This window comes from Paenibacillus sp. cl130 (assembly GCF_900116035.1).
Classification (GTDB): domain Bacteria; phylum Bacillota; class Bacilli; order Paenibacillales; family Paenibacillaceae; genus Paenibacillus; species Paenibacillus polymyxa_B.
Genome location: NZ_FOYG01000005.1, coordinates 131,391 through 155,090 on the forward strand (window position 1 = coordinate 131,391; position 23,700 = coordinate 155,090).

The window sequence follows — 23,700 nt, forward strand, 5'->3', positions numbered from 1 at the left end:
TCTTTCTTTCATAACCTACCCGAAATTAGATTAGATAAAAAGCTCTGCTAACCTTATGGGTCGGCAGAGCTTTTTTCTTTTGAACAATTCCACTAATCACTTTAAATATATCAAACATGCTGCGATTGTACACCTTATTGTAAGCAACCTTGCGTGGGTTTCTGATCCACTTAAGCCGCGAGGCATCTTGAGTCCTGCACAGTGGACAGTCTACCTCTCTTGTTGTTTATTTCGTTGAATACTCGCTTACTTCAAATGTAAGGATTTTATTGAATATTACGTAGTCCTTACGGATACTGAATGGACCTTTGTTATTATTATGCTTATCAATGGCAAAGAAAGAAGCACCTCTACCGGCATCTTTAGCATCATACCAAGCGACAAAGGCATTCAGTTCTTTTTTACTCAGATCGAATTCCTTATCCAATCCATTGTCCATCGTTACAATCAAGATGGCACGGTCACCACTAGGTTGTTCTGGTTCGGTTGGATCAGACGGATCGGGCGTGGATTTCTTTACAATAGCATTTGCTTCATTGGATACAACTTGATCCATGGAGATATTCGCAGAAACTACGTAATAATAGGTAGTGTTTTCTTCAACTTTATTATCAGTATAAGAAGTACCAGAAATATCTGAGGCAATTTCTTCATACGGACCCCCAGGGGCTAGTGCTCTTTCAATTTTATAAGTAGTGACTCCTGTTATTTCATTCCACTGCAATTGAATATTTTCTTCATTCCCTGTTGCATTAAGAGTTAATGAATTTTCAGGTTGTTGGTAGGGGAGGAACCCTTCGGGAATACTGTGCGTGAATGGAGTCGCACCAAAATTTGTGTCAAACGAAAAGCTGCCAGCTGAACCACCTGTGATCGAAGGAGTCACAATCTCTCCTGGAAGATCGCTTGGTTTAAAGGTACTTGTATAAACGAATACACCATTCTTATACCAGCTTATCTTGTCATCATCCATATTCAAAGCCACACCAATAACGTCCTTTAATGTGTAGGTCTTTCCAGAAGAAACGATCCCCGGAAAAGTGTTTCCGTTTGCAGCATAATACATCCAGTTCTGAAGAGCTCCTGCACCTGGTCCATTGTATTGCTTACCTTCACCGACGATACCAATGCCAGTTGTGGTACTTGCTTGAGCTGTTACTGTGACTTCCCAATACCATTTTCCTTTGGTTTTTCCCACACTTGCTTTAGTTCCACTTGAATCTACGGTGGCCGAAACAGACTGGCTCTTTTCCCACACTACGTTTTTTGTAGCAGCGTATGTCGAGGAACTAAAACATATTAGAGTAATAAATCCCAGTAGCAATAATGACGAAATAACTCGTTTCAAAATAATCTCTCCTTATTTATGTATTATTTATGCGAGTTTAGCAGTTTCAATATGTATCGTCTAAACATTTTAATGCATATATTAAATAATAAGTAAAATAATAACTTTTTAACAATGAAACGTAACAGTTTAATTCTGTTTTTGCTTAAAAGAAAAAGCCCCGAAGGGCTTACATGATTAACATTTATTGATTTTCTTTCGCGAGAAAGGAAGCTGCTAACAGTGTAGTATTCGTATAGCCACCTGAAACATTTTCATATGAAAAATTAGCGATAGGAACTCCAATAACTGTAGCAACGTCTCCTTCAAAAATTTCTCCACTTGCTCCCGGATAAACTGCCATTACTGTATTATCATTTTCATCACTAATATAAACGATAGCCGTTGTCCCTATAGGAATGTTATCTTCTTCTATATCTATTACATCCCCGCTTATTTTTACAAATTTGTTTAAGTATAAGTTCAAATTTTTATTTAAGTGTTTTGTTGTTACGGATTTGTCTACTAGATTAATGACTTTGCTTTTATCTGTGGAAGGAAATAAGTCACTGTTTTTAGCAATGAAGTCATAAGAGGTTTGTTCCATAGAAGCTTGATCTTCTGTTAACACGGGTGTTCCATCTTTCAAGAATTCAGCAAATAAATATTGTTTATCTGTGACCTCATTTGTAGAAGCTTGCTGAGCAGTATTTTCATTGCTTACTGTTTGTTCAGTAGCAAAGGACGTGCTTGAAGCCCCAGACCTTGTCGTTGTTTCTTTAAAATTGCTTCCACAAGCTGTTAGAGCTACAGAAAGTAGAGCAATGGATAGAATTTTTTTTAACATGATGAATTCTCCTGTGAGTGTCCTCATCGGTTGAGGTAGTTGCTCATTTTATCTTGTTACCTTTATTATCGAATATTAATGTTGAATACATAATACTTTTAAGTTTTAACAACAAGGATAATAAACAGTGGCTTTTTTTATTCTAGAGGCCTTTTATTAGTATATGATATCGGACGCACTGAATTGATAAAAATTGTATAAATTACTCATTCTATCAAATTAGGCAATGTCGCAAAGGCGGGGGGTTATCCCTTCACCAATAACTTACAAACTCAGGCACAGCGTGGTTCCTAGGCTTTTGGAGACCGCTTTTTTTTGTATAAAAATGGAGGGTGTAAGGGTATTAAAAAAAATAAATATTCTATATTTTTTGTTTGTGCTAATATATCTCTATTCAAGTACAACTAGAAATGAGGATATTGTGTGCACAATGATAAGGAATTAAAACTTGAAGAAACAAATATTGCAAAAGGTATTGCTGTAATACTCCTTTTGATTCATCATCTTTTTGCTTTTCCTGACAGATTAAAGTACGACTATGTTTCATTATTTAGTTTATTTCATGAAAGAGGGGAATTTTATGTAGGACATTTTGGGCAAATAGCAATATCCATTTTTCTGTTTTTAAGTGGCTATGGTTTATATAAGAGCAATGTTCAAAATCCACATCATTTAATGCAGAAGAGCTTTACAAGATTAAGCAAAATAATGATAAATTACTGGGTTGTTTTTTTGCTTTTTATTCCAGCTGGTCTATACTTTTTTGGAAATTCTGATAGATTTCAAAATAATTCAATAATGGATTTTCTGCGGAATTTTATAGCCCTATCCAGTTCATATAATGGTGAGTGGTGGTTTTTATATGATTATATTCTGCTGCTATTAATTTTTCCGGTCACCTTTCAAGCCTTTCAACGTAACGCATGGGTAACTCTACTCATTTCCGGTCTTGTTTTTTATAATTCATATTCACAAGGAAATTATTACAGTATTATGTATTGGCAGTTGCCGTTTATGATAGGGTTGTTCTTTGCTAAATATAATTTGTATTCATGGATGAGTAAGATTTATAATTCCATCATATTTAATAACATACTTTTTGATATTATAATAATTGTAGTGCTATTTCACTTTCGTACCACGAGTCAATTATTTGAGAAGACAACGATTGATATGATAATAGCTCCTGTACTTATCCTCGTTAGTATTCATTTAATGAATAAATTAAAACTAGCCAGACCTTTCGCTTACTTAGGTAAAAATTCAATGAATATTTGGTTAACTCACACCTTTTTTTGTTATTATTATTTTCAGAGTATTGTTTTCTTTCCCAAGGTATCTATCTTGATCTTGTTGTGGCTAACGTTGTTAACGGTACTTACTTCAATTGTAGTTAACAGCATCATTAGTCTTATTAATAACAAAGTGTACACTAAAAATATTGATCTAAGTACAAACAAGGTCGGGGACCAAGTGTAGGGTTGCAAAGCTTTAGTCTAGGAAAAATGTATCATCCAGTATAGCAATGTAGGCGTGATTTCGAGATTAGGGTAACGGTAAAAAAGGACTTCATTGGCATATTAGCCGATATGAAGTCCTTCGTCATGTTTATTTAGTTGAATATTCGCTTACTTCAAATGTGAGAATTTTGTTGAAGATTACGTAGTCTTTGCGATTGCTGAATGGACCTTTGTTGTTATTGTGCTTGTCAATGGCAAAGAAAGAAGCACCTCTACCAGCATCTTTAGCGTCATACCACGCGATGAAGGCATTCAGTTCTTTTTTACTCAGATCGAACTCTTTATCAAATCCATTGTCCATGGTTACAGTCAGAATAGCGCGGTCACCAGTTGGTTGGGAGGCCCCATCTGTATCCGACGGATCCGGTGTAGTAGATGGATCAGGCTTTGTAGAAGGATCCGGTGTTGTAGAAGGATCAGGCTTTGTAGATGGGTCTGGTGTAGTAGACGGGTCTGGTGTTGTAGATGTACCCGATTCTTGATAAGGCAAAAATCCTTCAGGAATAGGATATTTAAAATCACTTGCTCCAAAATTAGCTTCAAAACCTATTTTCTGAGAAGTTCCACTTAAAATCACAGGGAAAATCTGGGACCCCTCAAGTTCAGATGGTTTAATGGAATTAGCTCCGAGGGAAACCCCATTCTTGTACCAAACAATTTTATCGTTATCTAAGTCCAATGCAATACCGATAGTGGTATTAACTCCAAAACCAGAACTGTAACCTATCTTTACTGGTGAGGTAATGTTATTGATGATTTCACCACTATTTCCATAAATAGCTTGATATTGTCGGTCTGATTCACCTGTTATCCCTACGAATGAGGCAACATGGTTTACCTTTACTTCCCAATACCATTTCCCATTTGTTTTCCCCACTGTCGCTCTATCGCTTGTTCCTCCCCCGTCAAGAGTAGTTACTATAGACCCGTTTTTCCAAGTCACATTTGTAGTCTCAGCTTTTGTAACGGTAGGGAACAATGAGAACATCGAAGCTCCAATGAGAAGGGCTAACACTATTGTTCCTAGTTTTTTGAATATAACATTGTTCATGACTTCCTCCTAAATATATGTAATAACAAGTGAATTATAGAACTAGATTGGGAGAATTGTCCAAACATTAAATGATATATATTCAAATATGAGTATTATTATGGAATTTAATTTTTTTTAGGGGAACGTAGGTCGTCGAAAGTATAAAGGCACTAGTCATTAGATTGGAGGTTTCGAAGAAACATCCGGTTAAACACCATAACAAACAATGGATACATACACAGAAATGTTTAAAGCAGAAGGAATCCATATATGGTTCACCGAATGGAATATTTGAGGTGATCATCGTGAAACGCACATATAAAGTATTGAGGACAGACATGGAGTTGTTTGGAGCTGCTTTGGTCCAGGCACATGTATACGTTGTATCCGTTGATGAGGAATTGCGTGTGACATTTGAGGATTACGGGGGAATAGTAGCGGAGATTAAGCCAGAATCAGTTAAGATAGCGGGTAAAATTTTTATGCGAGACCAGCTTGAATTTCGAATACACCTAGTATCAGGAGAGCGCCCGGAATGATTAATAACTCCGACGGTCAATAGCTAGTACAGAGAAATATTTCACGTACATAAATAAGGTAACAGAGTTACGAGTCTCAATAGCTCAACTTCAGAATTAGATTAGTATGAGGCGTGGGATTCGATATTCATAATGACAAGGCATATCCCATATGACTAAGTAAGTGCTTTTTTGCTCACACATAGAGGAGGGATATGATTGGATGCATTCGTTTCACGCTCATTAGATGAAATACGATTTTGGTCCAGGATCATGAAGGAGCATTCCTTTTTTCTGGGGTTAGGTTTTAGAGCGGAAGATACTCAACTTAAAACAGAAGCCAATCAGTTTTACACTATTTTTGAGGATATCGAGAAAAGGTCGCATGAATTTAATATCGAGACAGATCCTTATACAATCAAAGAGTTTAATACAGAGGTTCAGAATGCGGCGACGAATATTTGGGCATTTAAGAGAATGGTATTGGGCCTTATATTACAATGCAAGCTTCCTGGACAAACCAATTTTCCTTTACTGGTAGATCACATAAGCCGGGAAGCCAATTATTTCAGAAACCGTTTAGGAGAACTCAATTCAGGAAAGCTCGAACCATTACCCGATGCAATTATTGATGAAAATGTATTTTTCTTAAAAATCATGGCCGATCACGCAAAATTTATAGGCCATTTACTTGATCCATCCGAACGTAAACTGGTTGAACAAGCTAGGGAGTTTAGTAATGATTTTGATACGCTGATGTTTCAAGCGATTGATTTAAGTCATATGCGGCCACAGTCACAAACCGTTCCACTCCTGAGTCAATTTGTTGATGAAAACCGTGTCTCTGTGAAGTCCTTGCGTGACTTTAAGAAAACAGCGCGTGATTTAATCGACGAGTGCCGAATAAAAAGCATTATCCATCCTTTATTAGCCGATCATGTATTTCGTGAAGCGGAGAGGTTCCTTTTTATTCTCGATATGTTTGATCAATCCTTATCAGGTGTTAAGGTAAATAAGAAAGAAATTATGCACTGAGAGAGCCCTGCAAAAAGAATACAATTTCTGTAAAATATCCAGTGAAAATAAAGCTTTAGACTGAACAAAAATCAAACAGCGGCAGACCAAGACTTGAAAAATAAAGTTCTTAGACAGCCGCTGTTGTCATCCAACTAACGTGTATGAGTACATAGAAAATCCAATATGTCAGCATTAAGCATCCTATGGAAATGTTCGCGATCAAAGCCGGGAGGGTCTTGCGATGGGAGAAAGGCCGGAGTCCTCATCGATTCCGGGAAAGGACTCAGAAAGGAGAAATGCCCGGCGTTTTTTACTGTTTTGTATTGTACCTTCTTAGGATCTGGCACGCCATCCAATATTAAACGAGCGTGTAAAGAAGGAGTGTACTGATCCTTCTCTGCATCCACCATTAAGATAGGTAGATTAACTGCACGCAAGCTACCTTCAGCTCGAAACCAGACCGACGCTGGCGCTAGTAAAACGAGACATTTTACTCGGTAATTTGGTGTAACCTCTATAAGCTGGGGCTTTCCGTCCGAGGTCTCGTGAGGCAAAGAAGTCGGCACGCCACCCGCCGCCGTTAATGCCGTGTAACCGCCCATGGAATGTCCGATGAGAGACACAGCATTCTGTATTAATTTGTCCTTGAACAGCATACTATCGAAAAACCAGTCGGTGACCATATTAAGGTGTCTAGGTCTATAGGTAAGATTCTGTGCTGTTCCTTCCAAACTATTGTCATTTCGATTGTTAAATGGATGCTCTGGAATGCCGACAATAAAACCATTGCGTGCTAAATGCTGCGCCAAAATCCGATACACAAGCGGCGTACTGCCAGTACCGTGAGAGATGATAACCAAAGGGAATCTTCCTTCTGATAGATCTGCCTCTCTCGCCAACTCTAACTGGTATGGACCCAATCGCTCTATTTGTTCGGGTTCGTCCGCTGGATACATTACCATCATGGGAAATGTAATGCCTAGGGAGGAATCCTTTATTTCTACTTCTCGCCATCCTGCATAACTATTCTTAAATTCTGCGTTTCTTATCATCCACCATACCTTTTCTTTCTCGAATTAGCACAAAATACGTATGTTTATTCTGTATTAAAGCTCGTCATTATTGCATTTTAAATCCAAATATCATTGACTGCCGTTAATTCTGACTCTGCTCCTCCAGTATTTACTACACCTCTCGGCTCTACTAGCATGATATGGCACTCCTGATGTGCGAATGGCTTGTGTTCGACCCCCTTAGGTACAATAAACATTTCTCCCTGAGAAACCTGTACCCGTCCATCTCTAAAATCAATGAACATCTCGCCCTCAAGTACAATAAAGACCTCGTCGGTATCTTGATGATCGTGCCATACAAAATCCCCAACTATTTTCACCAATTTAAATTGATAGTCATTCATTTCACCAATAACTTTCGGAGACCAATGATCACTAAACTTAGATAACTTTTCATGTAGTTTGATTGATTGATACTTCATAATACCCTCCTTTTAAACTAGATATCCTCAGACGGATTTATAATCGCCAGTACCTGGTGATCCTCCCACTTTCCGTTGATCTTTACGTTACTTCGAGAGATGCCTTCTTTGTGAAAGCCAGCCTTCTCAAGCACACGGATGGATCCTGGATTACGAGGAGAGGCTTCCCCGAAGATCCGGTGAAACTTTAGCTCATCGAAAGCATAGCGAACCACCTGCTTCACCGCCTCCGTCGTATAACCCTTGCCGTTATATGCTTGGTCTAGGCTGTATCCGATCATACAGCTCTGAAGCGGTCCCCTCACCACAAAAGATAGGTCTATGCTGCCTATAATCCGGTCGTCCTCCTTGTGACATACCACAAAGGAATATTTCCGGTCCTCCATCATGTCGGCCTTGCTCTTAATAATCGTCTGGAGCTGGTGCTCCTCCGTATAGTACTTCTCTTGGGTGTTTGGCGAAAACTCCTCAAAGAATTCCCGATTGCGCTTGTACATTGCTGTCAATTCTGCGGCGTCCGTCTCCTCAGAGAACCGGATGTATACTCGCTGCTCCGACATCTGCACCATCCTTCCAAACTGTAATATTGAAAGAATTATATCACAGGCTGAAGATTGGGAAATTGATTTGATGAATGGTGTATATCAATGTTAACTAAAAAATATATACCGTAATTATTGGATTGGATATAATGTTTTCTAAAAAAGGAGGATATATTGTAATGAATAATGCTTACGAAGTGCTTGAGGAGCGTATATCCGAATGGGGAATCTCTAATGAGGAAATTATTGCGGTTTATATCGTTGGGTCCCGGGCAAGAGAGGACAAACCTTTTGATGAGTTTTCTGACTTGGATGTAGTCGTCTTTTCAACGAATCCAGATTACTATCTTCAAAATGATCAATGGTTACTAAACATTGGCAAGGTTTGGACCAGCTTTATGTTTCGAACGGCAAAAGGAGATCCAGAAAAACTAGTTCTCTTTGACCAAGGGGCTGAGGTTGATTTTCTATTCCGTCATACTTCTGATCTGGATCATATAATCAAAAATGGGCATATTCCTGAAGGATTTCAGCGTGGGGTTAGGATGCTGCTCGATAAGACGGGAAATGGAAACCAAATCATCCCTCAAACCACTACGATCCCGGGTACTCCTCCGATATCTGAAGGTGCTTATCTACAGGTTGTTAATATGTATTGCTTCGCCTCTCTATATGTGGCTAAACAAATTTTGCGCAATGATCTGTGGGTAGCTAAGCAAAGAGATACGGACTGTAAACAATTATTGCTGCAAATGATAGAGTGGCATGCAAAAGCTGTGCATGGATCGGAATATGATACTTGGCATGCAGGGAAATTCATAAATGAATGGGCTGATCAAGATGTCGTTGCTGATTTGAAAAAATCTTTTGGGGAATACGACCCCAATCATAGTTGGGAAGCACTGATCGTATCCTTGGAGTTGTTCAAACGGTTATCCTCGGAAGTGGCAGCTAAGTATAAATACGCGCATCCGAATGAATTATTTTCCCATATTCAAGCCTGGTTAGGGGGACAATATGATAAGCATAGATAAAAAGTCAGACATCCTAATCGTCGTGCTGCATGAGATTTATGGGATTAACCAGCATATACAAAATTTTTGCAGCCTATTATCGGATCAGGGTTATGACGTCATTTGTCCAAATTTACTAGGCAAGGAAACACCTTATGACTATTCGCAAGAGGAAACTGCCTACACCAATTTTATGGATAATATAGGATTTGACCGCGCTTTCTATCATATCGAAAGTTTATTATTAAGTATTCGAGCTCGTTATAAAAAGGTATTTATCGTCGGCTTTAGCATAGGGGCAACGATTGCCTGGCTGTGTAGTAAAGAAAAGTATGTTGATGGAATCGTAGGATACTATGGCTCTCGTATTCGAAATTATTTAGAAATAGCTCCACATTGTCCAACATTGCTTTTTTTCCCACAGGAAGAATCATCATTTAATGTGGATGAGCTCATTTCAATTTTAGACAACCGTAATATCCAGGTACATAAATTCAGTGGACAGCACGGATTCAGTGACCCGTACTCTCCCCGATATAACGTACACTCAGCTCAGCAATCATTTAAAGAAATGGTAGAGTTTTTCAAGGAAGGTTGATCAATGAACAGTTCATCTAGCCCACACCTTTTTCATTGTTCTGGGGAAACGCACAGTCATGATATGCCGATTAGTCATATGTATATACATCATTGACTATGAAAAGGGGATGTATGTGGCTGTGGCTACCTTTTATCAAGCCTTCAAGTTGAAGAGTCGGATTTGGCGAACGATGCTAAAGCGGAACGGAGTAACAGGAATTGGCGTAGGTTATGCTGATCCCAATAGACCAGCAAAGGGCGCGGCGATTGTGTTATACACCTTGAGAAATCTTTCGGCTGTGACACAAACCAAATTGCAGGCAGTAACAAAAGATATAAGTCGAGCTTCTGCGATTCCTATCCGAATTCTAGGTGCAGGCTCCTTCAAGATGGAAGCGGCGGCTCCTACCCAAACGAACCCTCGCCAAAGATGGCGCCCTGTGCCCGGTGCGGTCAGTGTAGGAACGACGGTTCCCACCACTGCAGGAGGAACCGGAGGACTCATTGTTATTAAGAATAATACTTTGTTTATTTTGAGTAATGCCCATGTTCTAGTCCCGACGAATACAAACCAATTTCACAATACCATTCAGCCTTCTCCGGCAGATGGGGGCAGAACGGCGGATCAGATCGGGAGAGCTTTTCAATTTGTCCCGCTTACTACGACAGGGGTTAACTTTCAGGACTCCGCCATCGCTATTGCCAATTCAAACAGTCTGCTTAACCCAAGGTATCTGATTAACCAAAGTGGTGGCCTCATTACCGTACCCGGGCACTTATTAAGCTACCGTCTGGGAATGACGTTTAAAAGAATGGCTAAAACCAACGGCTTCGCCAGAGGAGTCGTGGAGGCGATTGGTGTGGAACAAAGGGTGAGAGGCGATTCGGGAATCAAGATTTTCCGTGATCAAACCGTCATTCGTTTTACCCAGGGACGAACTGGGCCTGGAGATTCGGGTTCCGTATGGCTGAATGACAGTAACGATCGGTTGAATAACTATGCGGCCGCGGTCCATTTTGCCGGATCTACCGACGGAACGCGTTCCGTATCTTTCCCGATTGAACGTGCGATGAGAACGTACGGAACCTTGGTCGCCGTCCCGGCTGGAGCTGGAAGATATAAAGCAGGTGTGACAAAAGGAAAGGCTCCAAAAAACAATTATGCCTATGTCCGTCCGATGACGAGAAAACAACTGGCCTTGTCTCCAATCATAAAATCCGACGCGGATTAAGAAAAGATTAGAACTATGATGATCTAGTCGACTTCTATCGAAAATATCTCTTTAAAACCTCTTTTACCATCGGTTGTAATACGTATCGCGCGGGTTGTGGGCAGACGCTCGATCCAATTTAATTCGAATAATCTGTCCAGAACAGCACTTCCTAAAGCACCTGCAAGGTGATGGCGTCGTTCACTCCAATCCAGGCATTTATGTGAGAAGGAGCGGCGCTTTTGTCTTGTTTTTTTAAGGTCAATCTGAAAGTCAGTGAAGAAAGTCTCTCCTTGTTCCGTGATATGAAGCCCATCCTGATCTTCGGAAAGAATCCCCTTTTGAATGAAAAAACTCATGAGCTGCACGCCTAGTTGACCCGCAACATGATCGTAGCAAGTTCTTGCCAACCGTAGGGCCTCGTTTTCGGAGGCATGTTTGAATGAATGGATAGGGACAGACGGAGCTATGGATAAAAATGATTCCATCACCCGGGCAACTTCGGGGTCTTGAATGCCATAGTAACGGTGACGCCCTTGTTTTTCCACAGTAACGACTTGTGCCTCGGTCATTTTAGCCAGATGGAAGCTGGCCGTTTGCGGTTTGATGCCTGCCATATGGGCCAATTCACTTGCCGTGTGGAACCTGCCGTCTAATAAAGCGGTGAGTATAGCTGCACGGGAAGGCTCGCTAACAAGAGAAGCAATCATGGCTACATTTGACTTAGTGCTCATGGCACGGTTATCCCCCTTTGTAATCCATACTTCGATGAAGGTTGAAATATTTATATTTTACAATAGAGAGGCGGATCTGAATAGAAGGAGAAAAGATAATGAACCCAATAAATCAGATGAATGAGATGAATTATAGCCCAGACGTTAAAACGATTAACCCTAGCATTTTATATTACGGAACCCCTGTGATTTTACTCAATACGCTGAATGAGGATGGAACGACCAATATTAGCCCCATTTCCTCTTCGTGGGCATTAGGAGATTTTGTGGTATTAGGCATTGGAATAGGTGGCAAAGCATTTGAAAATATGAAACGGCATCTCGAATGCGTAATTAACGTTCCGGGACCTTCAATGTGGGAAAATGTAGAACGTTTGGCTCCTTATACAGGCAAGAATCCTGTTCCAGCGGAAAAGAAGGAACATGGATTTATGTACCATAAAGATAAGTATGAGATCAGCGGACTAACTTCGATTGAGTCGAATAGGGTCAAGCCCGCCCGAATCAGGGAGTGCCCTATTCAAATTGAAGCTAAGGTGAAGGATGTGAGAATCCCTAACCATTCTCCTTATTTTGCGATCGTCGAAACTCAAGCCATACAGGTGCATGTTCATCAGGATATCATCCTCGGTGAGAACCATATTGATCCGACAAAGTGGAGCCCACTCATCTATAATTTCCGTCATTATTTTGGTTTGGGGGAGCATTTAGGTAAAACATTCCGATAATGAGTGGGACAAGGTAACTGGTGGGGAATGACACGGCGAAGCTACCCGAAAGGGGGGGCTGCCGTGTCTCTTGATTTGTATCTGAAGCTTTTGGACGTTGTGCGGAAGCTGGTTGGTATTATTATTGGCATAAGTATGATAGTAAACGTCTATAAGCGAGCGTGAGACAGGAGAAAACCACCGGGAATAGGTATGGAGCATATTGGCGCGGTCAATCTTCCGCTGCTGCTTCAACTACTTTATCAAGCGTTTTTAAGGAGCCAAGCAAGGCGAATATGCGGAGTGGCTTGGCATGTCATAAGCCCGAATATCTCAGATAAAAAAATATTATAGTCATGGCCTGTATATAAAAAAGCCTAAGAAACAACTAAAGAAGCTCCAGCCTTCGCCATCGGTATGGAGCTTCTTTGATTTGTTCAGCCATTATTTCGCGTCCGAATGCAACGAACCGGCTACGCCCCATACTTCTACATTAACTTTGTTTGAACCGTGTATATCTTCCGGAAAATTTGTGAATGGATTCCTAAAAGCATGCTTTTAGGAACGGTTCTAAATCAGTCTACATCATGTTCCGAAATGTGTATAAATCACTATTGGAACGTTCCTATATTAATGGTGCACTTTTTTGGAACTGAAAGGACGATGCATCACATGGTAAAAATGGCTTATGCCCGGGTGTCGGCCAAAGACCGAAATCCAGAACGGCAGCTCCTAAAATTCCGGGAGTTGGGCATTGAGGAACGGTTTACTTTTATAGACAAGCAAAGTGGAAAATACTTTAACCGGATAAGATATAACGCCATGCGGCTGATGCTTCGGGAAGGGGATCTGTTATACCTGTATGCACTTGATCGACTTGGCCAAGATATAATGGCATTTTGTACGAGTGGAAATATATTACCCCTGAGCTGAAGGCCGACATTTTATGCATAAGAATGAGAGCTTATTTGATAGTCACCGTTTCAAGGCCCTGGGTGATATAGGCAAGCTACTGGAAGACCAGTTTCTTAGTATGCTGGCATGGGGAGCCGAACAGAGGACCGGAAAAAGAATCGTGTCAGGCAAGCAGAAGGGATTGCTGTTGCTAAAAAGGAAGGTGGGGAGTTTGGTACGGCCCAAGAAACAGATGGGTTCGATATTTACTCAGGTGTACGAAAAATGGAAAGCCAATGATTTTACTAGAGTCGCGGCCATGAATGAATTGGGCGTGTCGAAGAGAATCTTCTACCGATACGTAGCCGAGTATGAAATACAATTATTAAAACGGATAAAACCGATCTTGTGGTTACAAGTATATTTATTTTATGGAATCTTCATACACATACTGTATAATAATTGTAAAAGAAGTAAGGGGAGAAACTGAAACTATGCTAAAGAAACCCTATTATTCAATTGTCCTTATTTTGATTGCTTTCTTGGCCACCTTAACATTGCGTATTGTTTATCATCCATCTCATTTTATTTATGATTGGTTGATGGCTACTTACGCTATTCGTTTGATTGGTCGAGCTTTGTACGAAAAATACCAGGCTAATCAGAGAAGCAGGATTAAAAGTGATACAATTGTAGAAGTGATTATGATTATAATTTCATTCGGAGTTATCATATTTTTATTTCTGTCACAAGAAACATGGATGCATAAGCTGCTTTTTCTAATCGCAGAATTATATTTCCTCATTTACAGTAGTGTAACTTTTACTGAGATTATAAAAAAAGGGCGGAATTGATCCGCCCCTTTTTTATGTTTACTGCTTAGACTGCTTCATAGGAGACTGTCGTATAATAGGTGTAATAACCCATTGTCGGACCTTCATGCCATTCCATCCAAATGGTCGATACTACTTTGAATCGGGTGTACTGTCTAGGATTATCGACTAGATTTTGCAACAAACCTACAAAATTCTGTCTTTCAGTATAGGTGCTAATATCCTTAAGAAGGGCTGCCCCAGCTACAACAGTAGTAATTGCCCCCAGCCATGCTACAATCACAGGTGGGATTTTTGCTTTAAGGGCGTTAGAACAAAGTTTATAACCGAATGCACCAATTGCATATCCTAATGTCGAAGCGGATTTTCCAGTATATTGTTCGATCATTTCCTTTAATTGATCTTTTGAAAGATAGGTTGCGTGTTGAGAATGAATTTGTGCCATAATTTATTACCTCCCGAATTTTTATGAGAGAATTGATGGAGTCGCTGACATCTAAATGGCTCCACATTTTTTGACGTCAGTCTTCAATTCCCTCTCACTTATGTAGGTGATTTAAGGCTGTGAATTACAACCAAATCGTGAAAATTGCGAAGTCATGAATTTTTGTGATTCATGTTCTTTACTCGATTATCCCTACACTTATGTAGGAGTTAGGGACTGAAACTACACAACCTGAATATGAAATTTTTTCTGGATCAAGAAGACTAAATAAGCTGCTCACGGTAGGGCACCGGAAGCAGCTTATTGCCAAGGGCTCTTTATTTTTTCATGATAAACTCAAGAAGTTCGGTTTTCATACTCTGGATCGCATCCTCTTTTGGCATACGGATAAATTCACTTAATCGTTTAATATCTGGATCGAAGTATTGAAAAATTGCATTCATTGCCTCTACATCGGATTTGGTTTGGGCAAGTTCTACTAGTTTCATAAACTCATCATCTGACATAAATCGTGTAGCGCCTTCTTTTTCCATTTGTTCACCGCCTGTTGTGTAATATGGAGTTCCTTGGCAACTTGGGCTTCTGTTTTATCGTTTATGTAAATTTCATAGATGACTTTTTTACCTATCTCAGACCTTAATCTATTAATATACGATTGTATCATTATTTTGTTATCAGACTCTTCCGAAAAAGAGGATTGAAAGAGATTAGGCTTGAATTCTAAAGAAATTTCACGTTTACGATTGCGTTTTGTATGATATTGAATTCTCCAAGCAATTCTATATAACTCGCGTCGGTAATCTTCAATAGCACCCATAGAAAAATTTCCTCCCTTATGTTCATATACGTACATATAAGGTAGGAGTTCTCAAAATTAATATAACAACCAATTTATAGAATGAATTTTCTTTTTTAGCGAATATAATAAAATTTTGAATTATTTTGGAACTATTTGAAATTTCCTTTAAGAAGACGATATAGCGAAGCCAACTGCTACGTTTAGAGTTGTTAATTCGTATGGGGAGCTGAAGGAATCTATTTTTGCTTACGACTGGGAAAAGGAAGCAAAGTAGGTGCTCACGCTCACCATTGTGATTGAAGAAGCCATATGTGCTCTGACTACAATTGATGAAGTCGGTCATGCGAATTATGATTTAAAGAACGGTGAAGGTGCAGGCAACCCACAAGAAGCAGAGGAACAGAAGGAAATAGCCCGTAAGGAAATGCGCCTGATCCGAGCCTTTATACGTAAACACATTTATTGGTTCGGCGGTGGAGCGAAAAGACAATATACCTGGCTTTGGGCAAGCCCAAGAGCAGGGCGGCCAGAATTATTAATACTGGGCGAGAAAGGTGTGGACAATAGAAAATATTCTGCGGGAGTGTGCCGGATTTTATCCGGTCAAAATTACACCGAATTATTTAAACCTGATCCGTGAGCAGGCCATAAATCTAATGAAGTTTCGATGCTTATACGATTGGATTCTGTGTGTAAGTGATTTTATTCCAAGTATCCTGCTCACAGCGTTTTTTTATTATTTTTTTGAAAAACATTCTGGCGGCTTTACCGTCGATAGGACATATATGAAGACAAATTGCATACAAAGATGTTCGACAATCATCAGTTCTCTTTTTTACAAACACAACAATAGTGCCATGGAAATATTTTTATATTAATGGTACATTATGTATAATTCGATTTATAAGGAGGGCTTTATGAAAATACAAAAAAAGTATGCTCTAAGTATCATAATACTTTTCGTAGTAATCATCGTCGTGGGAGGCATTTTTGTATCTAAATCGACTATTTCTTTTAAAGAAGCAGCTTTAGAGCAAGTGAATCTGAAAGAAATTGATACCATTGAAATCATTAAATCAGAGGACAATTCTGCCAATGAAAAAAAGATAACTGTGTCAAATGCTAAAGAAATTCATCAAATCATAGAAGAACTTTCGAAAGTACAGCTAAAAAAATCTGATTCAAGCGCTCCTTCGTCCGGCTTGTATTGGATTACTATACGATCAAAACAAGAAAGAAGCGTTGGATTAACCATTTTTGGAGAAAAAAGTTTAGTGGTTTATAAATACAACACGCCCGTTCCTAAAAGTAATGTTGTTTCATATGAAATCATCAGTGGATATAATGGGAAGCTAATAGAAAACTTGTTCAAATAAATTTTGAAGAAACAAACGACCGCTTGTCTTAGCTAGGCAAGCGGTCGTTTGTTCTATAACTGACTATTACATAAGCATCCATCCACCGCTGGTGGAATGCACTCGTGTTACTACACCTTTACCAGTAATGAATCTGATCCCCTGTGTTTCATATTCAATAAATGGAAATTTGACATCAATCAAATCATATTTCCCTTGATTGTCCTCCAAAAAGTCTTGAAGATATCCCATCTCCCAGTAACCATTAATAACCATACTTTTGAGAGCATCTTTTTCATTAGGAACCATACCTAACAGGAGAGAGGCAATGCCTGCTGCCAAACTAGGTGCAGTGTACTTAAAAAATATAGCCCCTAGTATAGAAAGCGAAGAACTCAACCCAGCGGCCAAAGCATTAGTATTCTGCTCTACAAGGCCCTTATCATAAACAGTTCGTTGTGCTCTTTGCAGTTGTCTAACCTGGTCCAAATTCAAAACAACATTAGCAGTGTATTCTTTTGTAAATGCCATAATTAATTAGCTCCTTTTACTTAAAGTTTTTTTGTCTAATCAGACTAGAGAGCTGCGCGCTTTATTTGCTTCTCGTTATATAGGGAAAAAAAGGAGCCATTTTTACAACACATTAATACTTTTTATTTGGAGGTTTCTATTTTGGGCCGGGTGGACATCCAGAGAGTAGTAAGTTTCTTGATGTATACGTGGAGAATGGCCTTCTAGGGATCGTTTCAAAGAAAAGGCTTAAAGGATGCTTGAAAGGCCATCAGAGCTTTTGCGGCCTAATGGGGACGCTGGAATGGGTGTTAATATAGCCCGAAAGGCACCGCCCAATTGGTCTAAAATCCAAACTTACAAACAAAGAAAGCCCCTGCCAGCCGCAGGGGCTTTGTTTATTCGAGTCGTGAGGAAATGGCTTGACCGCCAATCCCTGGGGGAAGTTCTACGTGTTTCTTGAAACGGTTGGTTGGCTGATGTTCCGCTGGAGTCTTGCTTATCTCTGGGTTAGGGGGCAGAATAGCATTGGGATTATTGCCCCCTGTTGTATTCAAATAGTGGACTGCTGCGATTTAAGGAAACCAGCCTGGCTTCCAAATTTCTTCATAGCAGCTAAAATGTCTGCATGTTTGTCTGTGTTGAAAGTGACTTCTATTCTTACTTTATCGCCCATTTGTTTCACTCTGATCTAGCGGCTACCATAGCTTTTGCTTATTTGTAAAAACCGAGCACATTAGCGATTTCCGAATCCTCTACAAACCGGGCAAATTTGTAATGTGCTTTAACTTCCTTCTGACCGATTAGATTGGACCGGCCACCAGTAAATAGCACGGTATCATTTCTTAATGTTGTACTAATCGTATTCAGGATTTCTCTTGTATACTTTATAACAGCTCTTACCACAAAAATGGTAATAGGGAAAGTTTTATTTTTTATTAGGTTGTAAGAAGTATCTTTCCTTTGTGGAAACAATTACTTCGAGTATAGAAGTTTTCGCTTCTTCATAGTCACGTGCTAGTTCAGCCAGAGCAAAATCGGTAAGGAGTTTGAATTCTTGTCGTTTGTAACGATCTTCAAACCCAATTGTATTTATAATCCGGTCTTTGGCATGTACCAAATGAAGATCGGTGCCCCATGTATATGAAAATCCTTTATCTATTCCAGAAACAAAATTCATCAATATGTAGCTTATTGCCTGTAATTGCTGTTTGTTGGTAGAAAACTGATATTTTAATAAAATTATAATATCCTACCTGAATAATGAGAATTATCTTCCCAAATCGTTCTTTTTGTGCGAGAATGATTGAAAAATCATCCATGAGTACGCATACAGGAAGAGACGATTCATACAGCACGTATAACAAGGGAGGAAATAACCATGTCAGAAGAACGCAAGCTGTCATTCGAAACTCTCGCTGTCCATGCCGGACAACAAATTGATCCTACTACCTTTGCCCGCGCCGTTCCGTTGTATCAAACCACTTCATATGGATTTCGGGATGCGGAGCATGCGGCTGATTTATTCTCGCTGAAAGAATTCGGCAACATTTATACGCGTCTGATGAATCCGACCACGGATGTGTTCGAGCAACGGATCGCTGCGTTGGAAGGCGGGGCTGGCGCGTTGGCAACGGCTTCGGGAGCGGCGGCGATTTCCTTCTCCATCCTGAACATTGCAGGAGCCGGGGATGAAATTGTGTCGGCCTCCAGTCTGTATGGCGGTACATATAATCTATTTTCTACAACACTGCCGAAATTGGGCATTAAAGTACATTTTGTCGATTCGGATGATCCAGAGAACTTCCGTAATGCCATTACGGATAAGACGAAGGCATTATTTGCCGAAACGATTGGCAACCCACAGGGCAATGTGCTGGATGTGGAAGCTGTAGCGGCGATTGCGCACGAATATGGTATTCCGCTGATTGTGGATAACACGTTCCCAAGTCCTTACTTGTTGCGTCCTATTGAATACGGAGCGGACATTGTCGTGCATTCTGCAACGAAGTTTATTGGCGGACACGGTACGTCTATTGGTGGGGTGATCGTGGACAGCGGCAAGTTTGACTGGAAAGCGAGTGGTCGTTTCCCAGGACTGACTGAGCCGGACCCGAGCTACCACGGAGTTGTTTACACCGAGGCGGTGGGACCTATCGCATATATTATCAAGGCACGGGTCCAATTGCTGCGGGACTTGGGAGCTGCCATTTCTCCGTTTAATTCATGGCTGCTGCTTCAGGGCTTGGAGACACTTCATCTGCGGTTGGAAAGACATAGTCAAAATGCCTTGAAGGTAGCGCAATATCTCGAAGGCCACAAGGATGTGGAGTGGGTCAGCTACACCGGGTTGCCGAGCCATCCGTCCTATGAATTAGCTCAAAAGTATTTGCCGAAAGGACAAGGAGCAATCCTGACCTTTGGTATTAAAGGTGGAAGCCAGGCGGGAAGCAAGCTAATTGCGAATGTAAAGCTATTTTCTCATTTGGCGAATGTAGGTGATTCCAAGTCTTTGATTATTCACCCGGCAAGCACAACGCACCAGCAGTTGAATGTGGAAGAACAGGTTGCTGCAGGAGTCAAACCAGAGCTGTTACGCCTATCTGTCGGGACAGAAGCGATAGACGATATATTGTACGATCTGGAGCAGGCGATCGCGGCCAGCCAGCAGTAGTAGCAGTAGATCCTTCTTAGACTAAGTGTGACAGAGCATTCGTGTAGCATTCGCAAGTGATTTTTCGACCCAGATCAGTATTCGTTCAATGTTTATCAGGCGGGGGGCAACCTCCGTCTTTTTTGCGTATTGACAACATACCCCCATAGGTATATATTATACCCCGTAGGGTATATAAGGAGGGGAAGAAATGGGTAGGAAAATAGTTATTATTGGCGGGGTAGCAGGTGGAGCTTCTGCTGCTGCGAGATTACGTAGATGGAATGAGGAAGACGAGATTATTTTGTTTGAACGCGGAGAGCATGTTTCTTTTGCAAACTGTGGCCTTCCTTACTATATTGGCGGGGCAATCCATGCGCGGGAGAAGCTGTTTCTTCAGACACCTCAAGGGATAAGAGACCGCTTTAATATAGATGTACGGGTACTGAAAGAAGTGATACAAATAGACCGCGAGCAGAAGCTCGTCCATTTCCGCGATATGATTACAGGGGAAACAGATGAGCAGCCGTACGATATTGTGGTATTGTCGCCGGGAGCCAAACCGATGATACCGGACATTCCTGGATTACATGAAGCTATGAATTTATTTACATTAAGAAATATTCATGACACGGACGTTATTAAGGCATATGTAGATGAAAGGCATCCAAAGCACGTCACGGTGATCGGGGCCGGATTTATTGGGCTGGAGATGGCCGAGAATTTGCGGGAGCGTGGACTTGCAGTAACCATTATTGATATGGGGCAACAATTATTGAATCCACTGGACCCTGAAATGGCAAAATGGGTAGAACAGCATATGAGGCTGAACGGGGTGGAGGTGCGTTTAGAGGAAGGAGTCACAGCTTTTGAAGAGCAGGGTACACAACTTCGATTGACCTCCGGGGGTGTGCTTCAGACGGACATGGTTATTCTGGCGATCGGTGTTGTTCCTGAAAATGAGTTGGCCAAGCAAAGCGGATTGGAACTTGGTTTTCGCGGCGCTATTCAGGTGAACGCCCAACTGCAAACCAGCGATCCGGCCATTTATGCGGTGGGGGATGCCATTCAGGTCAAAGACCGCAATCATGGGTTTGCAACGATGGTATCGCTAGCCTGGGGAGCCAATCGTCAGGGGCGTTTGGTAGCGGATCATATTAACGGTCAAGCAATTTCTTATGATGGGGCGCTTGGAACATCCGTAATTAAGACCTTTGCATTGACTTCAGCTTCTACAGGTAATAATGAAAAAACATTACAGCGGCTGGGCGTTCCTTATCAGGCTGTTCATATTCATCCTGGTTCACATGCCGGCTATTACCCTGGCGCATCACCCATTGCTATGAAGCTGCTCTTTAATCCCGAAAACGGGATGATCTATGGGGCGCAGGCTGTTGGAGCTGATGGAGCAGACAAAAGGATTGATGTCATTGCGACGGCTATTCGTGGCCATTTGAACGTCCGTGAACTGGCTGATATTGAACTTGCTTATGCACCTCCTTATTCTTCAGCAAAAGACCCTGTGAATATGGCGGGTTACGTGGCTTCGAATATCATGGATGGGCTGGTCCAAACGATACAGTGGCATGAAGTTGATGATTTTCACCGCAATGGTGGTCTTATTATTGATGTTAGGGATGCGGTGGAGCTACAGGCAGGGGCCATTCCAGGTTCGATTCATATTCCTCTGGCCGAAATTAGAGAGCGGATGGCAGAAATCCCTAGTGATCTAGAGATCGCGGTATCCTGCCAAGTCGGTCTGCGAGGCTATATTGCTGCCCGAATTTTGACTCAATACGGTTATCGGGTGAGGAACGTTGATGGTGGCTATAAGACGTATTCGGTTATGGCTGAACGTGAGTGAACATTTCCTTTCATGTCTTTGGTGTAGGATCGCTACTGTACATTATTTACGTTATCCGCAGGGTTTACCCCTTTTCTGATCAAATTATGGCTTGGTTCACTGTGTGACGTCTGTTACAATAGAAGAGGCATATACGAATGGATAGAAAAGAGGTTGAGCAGGTGGGCACTTCAGTGATTTGGGAAGCAGTTATATATTGGGTGATCTTGGTGATTTCCGCTCTGTGCGTGATCGCAGTATCTGGTACTCGGAAGACAGCAAGCACGATTATTTTAGCGCCCGTTGTTTTGTTCTGTACCATATTTATGATGCAGGGATCAGTGTTTACTGCCATGAATCACCCGACGATGGGGTCTAATGTCGGTTTGGGTATGGCATTTCTGACAACATGGGTGGTCAGCGGAATATTGTTTGCTGTAGCGCTTGTAATTGCTTTTATTAAATATAACAAGAAGAACAAGGCGTAAATTAGCCTTAACCTCAGATGGATAAAGGCTTTCGGTGATGTACCGAAAGCCCTTTTTGTATTCCTTTTTAACCATGCAGGATGTCTCCGCTTATCTGCGTCTTCTCATAAGCAACACAACGATCAGCACGACGATGATCACGATCAATAGGAATTTCATATTCGATAACCTCCTTGGTCTGTCTCATATTTGGTATTAACCACTTTTAGTTAGTATGCACCGATGGATCTCAAGCAAGTATCTATTGTCGAGTTTTTGGGGAAATTTAGAATGTGGGACTAAAAAGAGGTTTACAGGCTTAGCTGGAAAGTGTATACATAAAGTAAGGAGGCGATTGCCATGAGTGATCGTGCATTTCATTTGTTCTATATTATTTTCTTAACGGTTCTGGCACTTGGAAGTGTGGGTGGAATCGCTTGGTGGCTGCGCTCTGTCGGTCGTCAGGAGAAGGAAAAAAACTAAATTCAACATGGGCATACAAGCCCGAATGCATCTTCCAGTAGGAGGGTGCATTTTTATATGTTATAATGGGAACATATGTTCTTTGTAGGGGGGGAAGACGATGTTGCCAGATTTGGAACGAAAGCTGTTACGTATTTTGTATAATTATTTCGCCCAGCATCGCCACATGCCCACAATGGCGGAATTGACCGTAAAAACGGGCAAGCGAGATGCTGAAATTACAGTCGCCTTGCGACATATGGAACAGGAGCGCTACATCACTTGGGAAAACAATTCGGGTACCCAGCATGTTGTTTTACTGGAAGGGTGGGAGCGTCCCTCGACCCAAAGGCGCACCCAAGCGGAAACAAGACGTTCCACTACGCAAACGATGCCGCCCGATGGTACAGAATACTGGACGAATTATTAGAAGGTATATAAAACTGGAAAATTAATGAGTTTTTAAGGTGCATATCATTTAGTTTTAAGAAAGCGAGACTATAATGACCCTATTAACCCCTTTTTGATCAAGCTATAGGCCCTGCCGATGTATCGGCAGGGCCACTTTTTTGTTCATAGATACGCTTTCCGTATATGAAAAATCCCCCGGGGATCATCCGGAGGATGGTGCAGTTTGCATATACTGCACGGCCTGCTCAAACTTCATCGTTTGATGGCAAAATATATATTCAACCCCTGCTACCTTGCATTATATGGTCAGCATGTTCATAAGGGGCAGTGTGATTCCACTGTTCATTTTCCAAACGACAAAAGCCCTACCTCTCTTTCGTCCTTGCGGCTCCGATGACCGCGCCAGTGTGAATGTGAAAATCTTCGGCAAAAGCTCAAAATTCTACATTAGGGTTATACATAAAATTAGGAGAAGCTCCATACGG

At 41.1% G+C, this 23,700-nt stretch carries 29 protein-coding genes; 17 read left to right on the forward strand and 12 right to left on the reverse strand.

The window, feature by feature from the left end; genetic code table 11:
* Nucleotides 1-226: 226 nt before the first annotated feature.
* Nucleotides 227-1,348 carry an SPRY domain-containing protein gene (locus BM358_RS15255; protein WP_028541177.1) on the reverse strand — a complete coding sequence of 374 codons (1,122 nt, stop codon included), beginning with the start codon at nucleotides 1,346-1,348 and terminating at the stop codon, nucleotides 227-229.
* A 184-nt stretch (nucleotides 1,349-1,532) separates the two neighbouring features.
* Entirely contained in the window at nucleotides 1,533-2,174 is a 642-nt protein-coding gene (locus BM358_RS15260) for a hypothetical protein (RefSeq protein WP_023986760.1), read from the reverse strand.
* A gap of 423 nt (nucleotides 2,175-2,597) precedes the next feature.
* Between BM358_RS15260 and BM358_RS15265 the strand changes: the two genes are divergently transcribed.
* Complete coding sequence (locus BM358_RS15265; RefSeq protein WP_028541176.1) at nucleotides 2,598-3,653, forward strand: acyltransferase family protein; 1,056 nt, start codon at nucleotides 2,598-2,600, stop codon at nucleotides 3,651-3,653.
* 129 nt (nucleotides 3,654-3,782) lie between these two features.
* Here the strand turns inward: BM358_RS15265 and BM358_RS15270 are convergent, their stop codons facing one another.
* On the reverse strand, nucleotides 3,783-4,745 hold the full coding sequence (locus tag BM358_RS15270) for an SPRY domain-containing protein (protein ID WP_028541175.1): 963 nt from the start codon (nucleotides 4,743-4,745) through the stop codon (nucleotides 3,783-3,785).
* 287 nt (nucleotides 4,746-5,032) lie between these two features.
* Here BM358_RS15270 and BM358_RS15275 point away from each other — a divergent pair, with 287 nt between their 5' ends.
* Both BM358_RS15275 and BM358_RS15280 read left to right on the forward strand, forming a co-directional pair.
* Entirely contained in the window at nucleotides 5,033-5,266 is a 234-nt protein-coding gene (locus BM358_RS15275) for a hypothetical protein (protein ID WP_028541174.1), read from the forward strand.
* A 198-nt stretch (nucleotides 5,267-5,464) separates the two neighbouring features.
* The gene (locus BM358_RS15280) at nucleotides 5,465-6,280 is read left to right on the forward strand and encodes a DUF2935 domain-containing protein (protein WP_028541173.1); all 816 of its coding nucleotides are present in this window, start codon (nucleotides 5,465-5,467) and stop codon (nucleotides 6,278-6,280) included.
* A gap of 134 nt (nucleotides 6,281-6,414) precedes the next feature.
* Here the strand turns inward: BM358_RS15280 and BM358_RS15285 are convergent, their stop codons facing one another.
* From BM358_RS15285 to BM358_RS15295, 3 genes are all read right to left on the reverse strand, one after another.
* The gene (locus BM358_RS15285; RefSeq protein ID WP_028541172.1) at nucleotides 6,415-7,314 is read right to left on the reverse strand and encodes an alpha/beta hydrolase family protein; all 900 of its coding nucleotides are present in this window, start codon (nucleotides 7,312-7,314) and stop codon (nucleotides 6,415-6,417) included.
* A gap of 77 nt (nucleotides 7,315-7,391) precedes the next feature.
* Nucleotides 7,392-7,757 carry a cupin domain-containing protein gene (locus BM358_RS15290; RefSeq protein WP_028541171.1) on the reverse strand — a complete coding sequence of 122 codons (366 nt, stop codon included), beginning with the start codon at nucleotides 7,755-7,757 and terminating at the stop codon, nucleotides 7,392-7,394.
* A 17-nt stretch (nucleotides 7,758-7,774) separates the two neighbouring features.
* Nucleotides 7,775-8,317 carry a GNAT family N-acetyltransferase gene (locus tag BM358_RS15295; protein WP_028541170.1) on the reverse strand — a complete coding sequence of 181 codons (543 nt, stop codon included), beginning with the start codon at nucleotides 8,315-8,317 and terminating at the stop codon, nucleotides 7,775-7,777.
* A 161-nt stretch (nucleotides 8,318-8,478) separates the two neighbouring features.
* On the opposite strand from BM358_RS15295, the gene BM358_RS15300 reads away from it, so the two are divergent.
* The 3 genes from BM358_RS15300 to BM358_RS15310 are packed head-to-tail and all read left to right on the forward strand — an operon-like array spanning nucleotide 8,479 to nucleotide 11,123.
* The gene (locus BM358_RS15300; RefSeq protein ID WP_049828376.1) at nucleotides 8,479-9,333 is read left to right on the forward strand and encodes an aminoglycoside 6-adenylyltransferase; all 855 of its coding nucleotides are present in this window, start codon (nucleotides 8,479-8,481) and stop codon (nucleotides 9,331-9,333) included.
* The gene (locus BM358_RS15305) at nucleotides 9,317-9,910 is read left to right on the forward strand and encodes a dienelactone hydrolase family protein (RefSeq protein ID WP_028541168.1); all 594 of its coding nucleotides are present in this window, start codon (nucleotides 9,317-9,319) and stop codon (nucleotides 9,908-9,910) included. Before BM358_RS15300 ends, BM358_RS15305 begins: the two co-directional genes overlap by 17 nt.
* A 58-nt stretch (nucleotides 9,911-9,968) precedes the next feature.
* Nucleotides 9,969-11,123 (forward strand): hypothetical protein, encoded by a 1,155-nt coding sequence (locus BM358_RS15310; RefSeq protein WP_049828375.1) that lies wholly within the window; start codon nucleotides 9,969-9,971, stop codon nucleotides 11,121-11,123.
* Nucleotides 11,124-11,146: 23 nt separating this feature from the next.
* Here BM358_RS15310 and BM358_RS15315 read toward each other — a convergent pair whose 3' ends face one another.
* Nucleotides 11,147-11,836, reverse strand: a complete 690-nt coding sequence (locus tag BM358_RS15315; protein WP_028541166.1) for an ArsR/SmtB family transcription factor — start codon at nucleotides 11,834-11,836, stop codon at nucleotides 11,147-11,149.
* 98 nt (nucleotides 11,837-11,934) lie between these two features.
* Here BM358_RS15315 and BM358_RS15320 point away from each other — a divergent pair, with 98 nt between their 5' ends.
* The 4 genes from BM358_RS15320 to BM358_RS15330 all read left to right on the forward strand — a co-directional run bounded on the left by BM358_RS15320 (nucleotide 11,935) and on the right by BM358_RS15330 (nucleotide 14,291).
* Complete coding sequence (locus BM358_RS15320) at nucleotides 11,935-12,564, forward strand: flavin reductase family protein (RefSeq protein WP_049828374.1); 630 nt, start codon at nucleotides 11,935-11,937, stop codon at nucleotides 12,562-12,564.
* Between the two features lie 651 nt (nucleotides 12,565-13,215).
* Nucleotides 13,216-13,476, forward strand: a complete 261-nt coding sequence (locus BM358_RS27185) for a recombinase family protein (protein ID WP_305953840.1) — start codon at nucleotides 13,216-13,218, stop codon at nucleotides 13,474-13,476.
* A 108-nt stretch (nucleotides 13,477-13,584) separates the two neighbouring features.
* Complete coding sequence (locus tag BM358_RS27190; protein WP_305953841.1) at nucleotides 13,585-13,737, forward strand: hypothetical protein; 153 nt, start codon at nucleotides 13,585-13,587, stop codon at nucleotides 13,735-13,737.
* Nucleotides 13,738-13,931: 194 nt separating this feature from the next.
* Nucleotides 13,932-14,291 carry a hypothetical protein gene (locus tag BM358_RS15330; RefSeq protein ID WP_028541164.1) on the forward strand — a complete coding sequence of 120 codons (360 nt, stop codon included), beginning with the start codon at nucleotides 13,932-13,934 and terminating at the stop codon, nucleotides 14,289-14,291.
* Between the two features lie 25 nt (nucleotides 14,292-14,316).
* Here BM358_RS15330 and BM358_RS15335 read toward each other — a convergent pair whose 3' ends face one another.
* From BM358_RS15335 to BM358_RS15345, 3 genes are all read right to left on the reverse strand, one after another.
* Entirely contained in the window at nucleotides 14,317-14,715 is a 399-nt protein-coding gene (locus BM358_RS15335; protein WP_028541163.1) for a hypothetical protein, read from the reverse strand.
* Nucleotides 14,716-15,032: 317 nt separating this feature from the next.
* Complete coding sequence (locus BM358_RS15340; RefSeq protein ID WP_237448909.1) at nucleotides 15,033-15,248, reverse strand: helix-turn-helix domain-containing protein; 216 nt, start codon at nucleotides 15,246-15,248, stop codon at nucleotides 15,033-15,035.
* Nucleotides 15,200-15,532, reverse strand: a complete 333-nt coding sequence (locus BM358_RS15345; protein ID WP_028541161.1) for an RNA polymerase sigma factor — start codon at nucleotides 15,530-15,532, stop codon at nucleotides 15,200-15,202. Before BM358_RS15345 ends, BM358_RS15340 begins: the two co-directional genes overlap by 49 nt.
* Before the next feature lie 256 nt (nucleotides 15,533-15,788).
* On the opposite strand from BM358_RS15345, the gene BM358_RS15350 reads away from it, so the two are divergent.
* Together BM358_RS15350 and BM358_RS15355 are read left to right on the forward strand one after the other, a co-directional pair.
* On the forward strand, nucleotides 15,789-16,154 hold the full coding sequence (locus BM358_RS15350; RefSeq protein WP_028541160.1) for a hypothetical protein: 366 nt from the start codon (nucleotides 15,789-15,791) through the stop codon (nucleotides 16,152-16,154).
* 277 nt (nucleotides 16,155-16,431) lie between these two features.
* Nucleotides 16,432-16,890 carry a DUF5301 domain-containing protein gene (locus BM358_RS15355; RefSeq protein ID WP_028541159.1) on the forward strand — a complete coding sequence of 153 codons (459 nt, stop codon included), beginning with the start codon at nucleotides 16,432-16,434 and terminating at the stop codon, nucleotides 16,888-16,890.
* Between the two features lie 66 nt (nucleotides 16,891-16,956).
* Here the strand turns inward: BM358_RS15355 and BM358_RS15360 are convergent, their stop codons facing one another.
* Both BM358_RS15360 and BM358_RS15370 read right to left on the reverse strand, forming a co-directional pair.
* The gene (locus BM358_RS15360; RefSeq protein WP_049828373.1) at nucleotides 16,957-17,400 is read right to left on the reverse strand and encodes a hypothetical protein; all 444 of its coding nucleotides are present in this window, start codon (nucleotides 17,398-17,400) and stop codon (nucleotides 16,957-16,959) included.
* 907 nt (nucleotides 17,401-18,307) lie between these two features.
* On the reverse strand, nucleotides 18,308-18,559 hold the full coding sequence (locus tag BM358_RS15370) for an acetate and sugar kinases/Hsc70/actin family protein (protein WP_028541157.1): 252 nt from the start codon (nucleotides 18,557-18,559) through the stop codon (nucleotides 18,308-18,310).
* A 201-nt stretch (nucleotides 18,560-18,760) separates the two neighbouring features.
* Between BM358_RS15370 and BM358_RS15375 the strand changes: the two genes are divergently transcribed.
* From BM358_RS15375 to BM358_RS15390, 5 genes are all read left to right on the forward strand, one after another.
* Nucleotides 18,761-20,053, forward strand: a complete 1,293-nt coding sequence (locus BM358_RS15375) for a homocysteine synthase (protein ID WP_013308539.1) — start codon at nucleotides 18,761-18,763, stop codon at nucleotides 20,051-20,053.
* A gap of 190 nt (nucleotides 20,054-20,243) precedes the next feature.
* Nucleotides 20,244-21,896: a CoA-disulfide reductase gene (locus BM358_RS15380; protein WP_034094966.1), complete on the forward strand. Its 1,653-nt coding sequence runs from the start codon at nucleotides 20,244-20,246 to the stop codon at nucleotides 21,894-21,896.
* A gap of 137 nt (nucleotides 21,897-22,033) precedes the next feature.
* Nucleotides 22,034-22,363, forward strand: coding sequence for a hypothetical protein (locus BM358_RS15385; RefSeq protein ID WP_023986776.1), 330 nt, complete (start codon nucleotides 22,034-22,036; stop codon nucleotides 22,361-22,363).
* A 339-nt stretch (nucleotides 22,364-22,702) separates the two neighbouring features.
* Nucleotides 22,703-22,825, forward strand: coding sequence for a hypothetical protein (locus BM358_RS26910; protein ID WP_023986778.1), 123 nt, complete (start codon nucleotides 22,703-22,705; stop codon nucleotides 22,823-22,825).
* A 100-nt stretch (nucleotides 22,826-22,925) separates the two neighbouring features.
* Complete coding sequence (locus BM358_RS15390) at nucleotides 22,926-23,234, forward strand: hypothetical protein (RefSeq protein WP_023986779.1); 309 nt, start codon at nucleotides 22,926-22,928, stop codon at nucleotides 23,232-23,234.
* The last annotated feature ends 466 nt before the right edge of the window (nucleotides 23,235-23,700 follow it).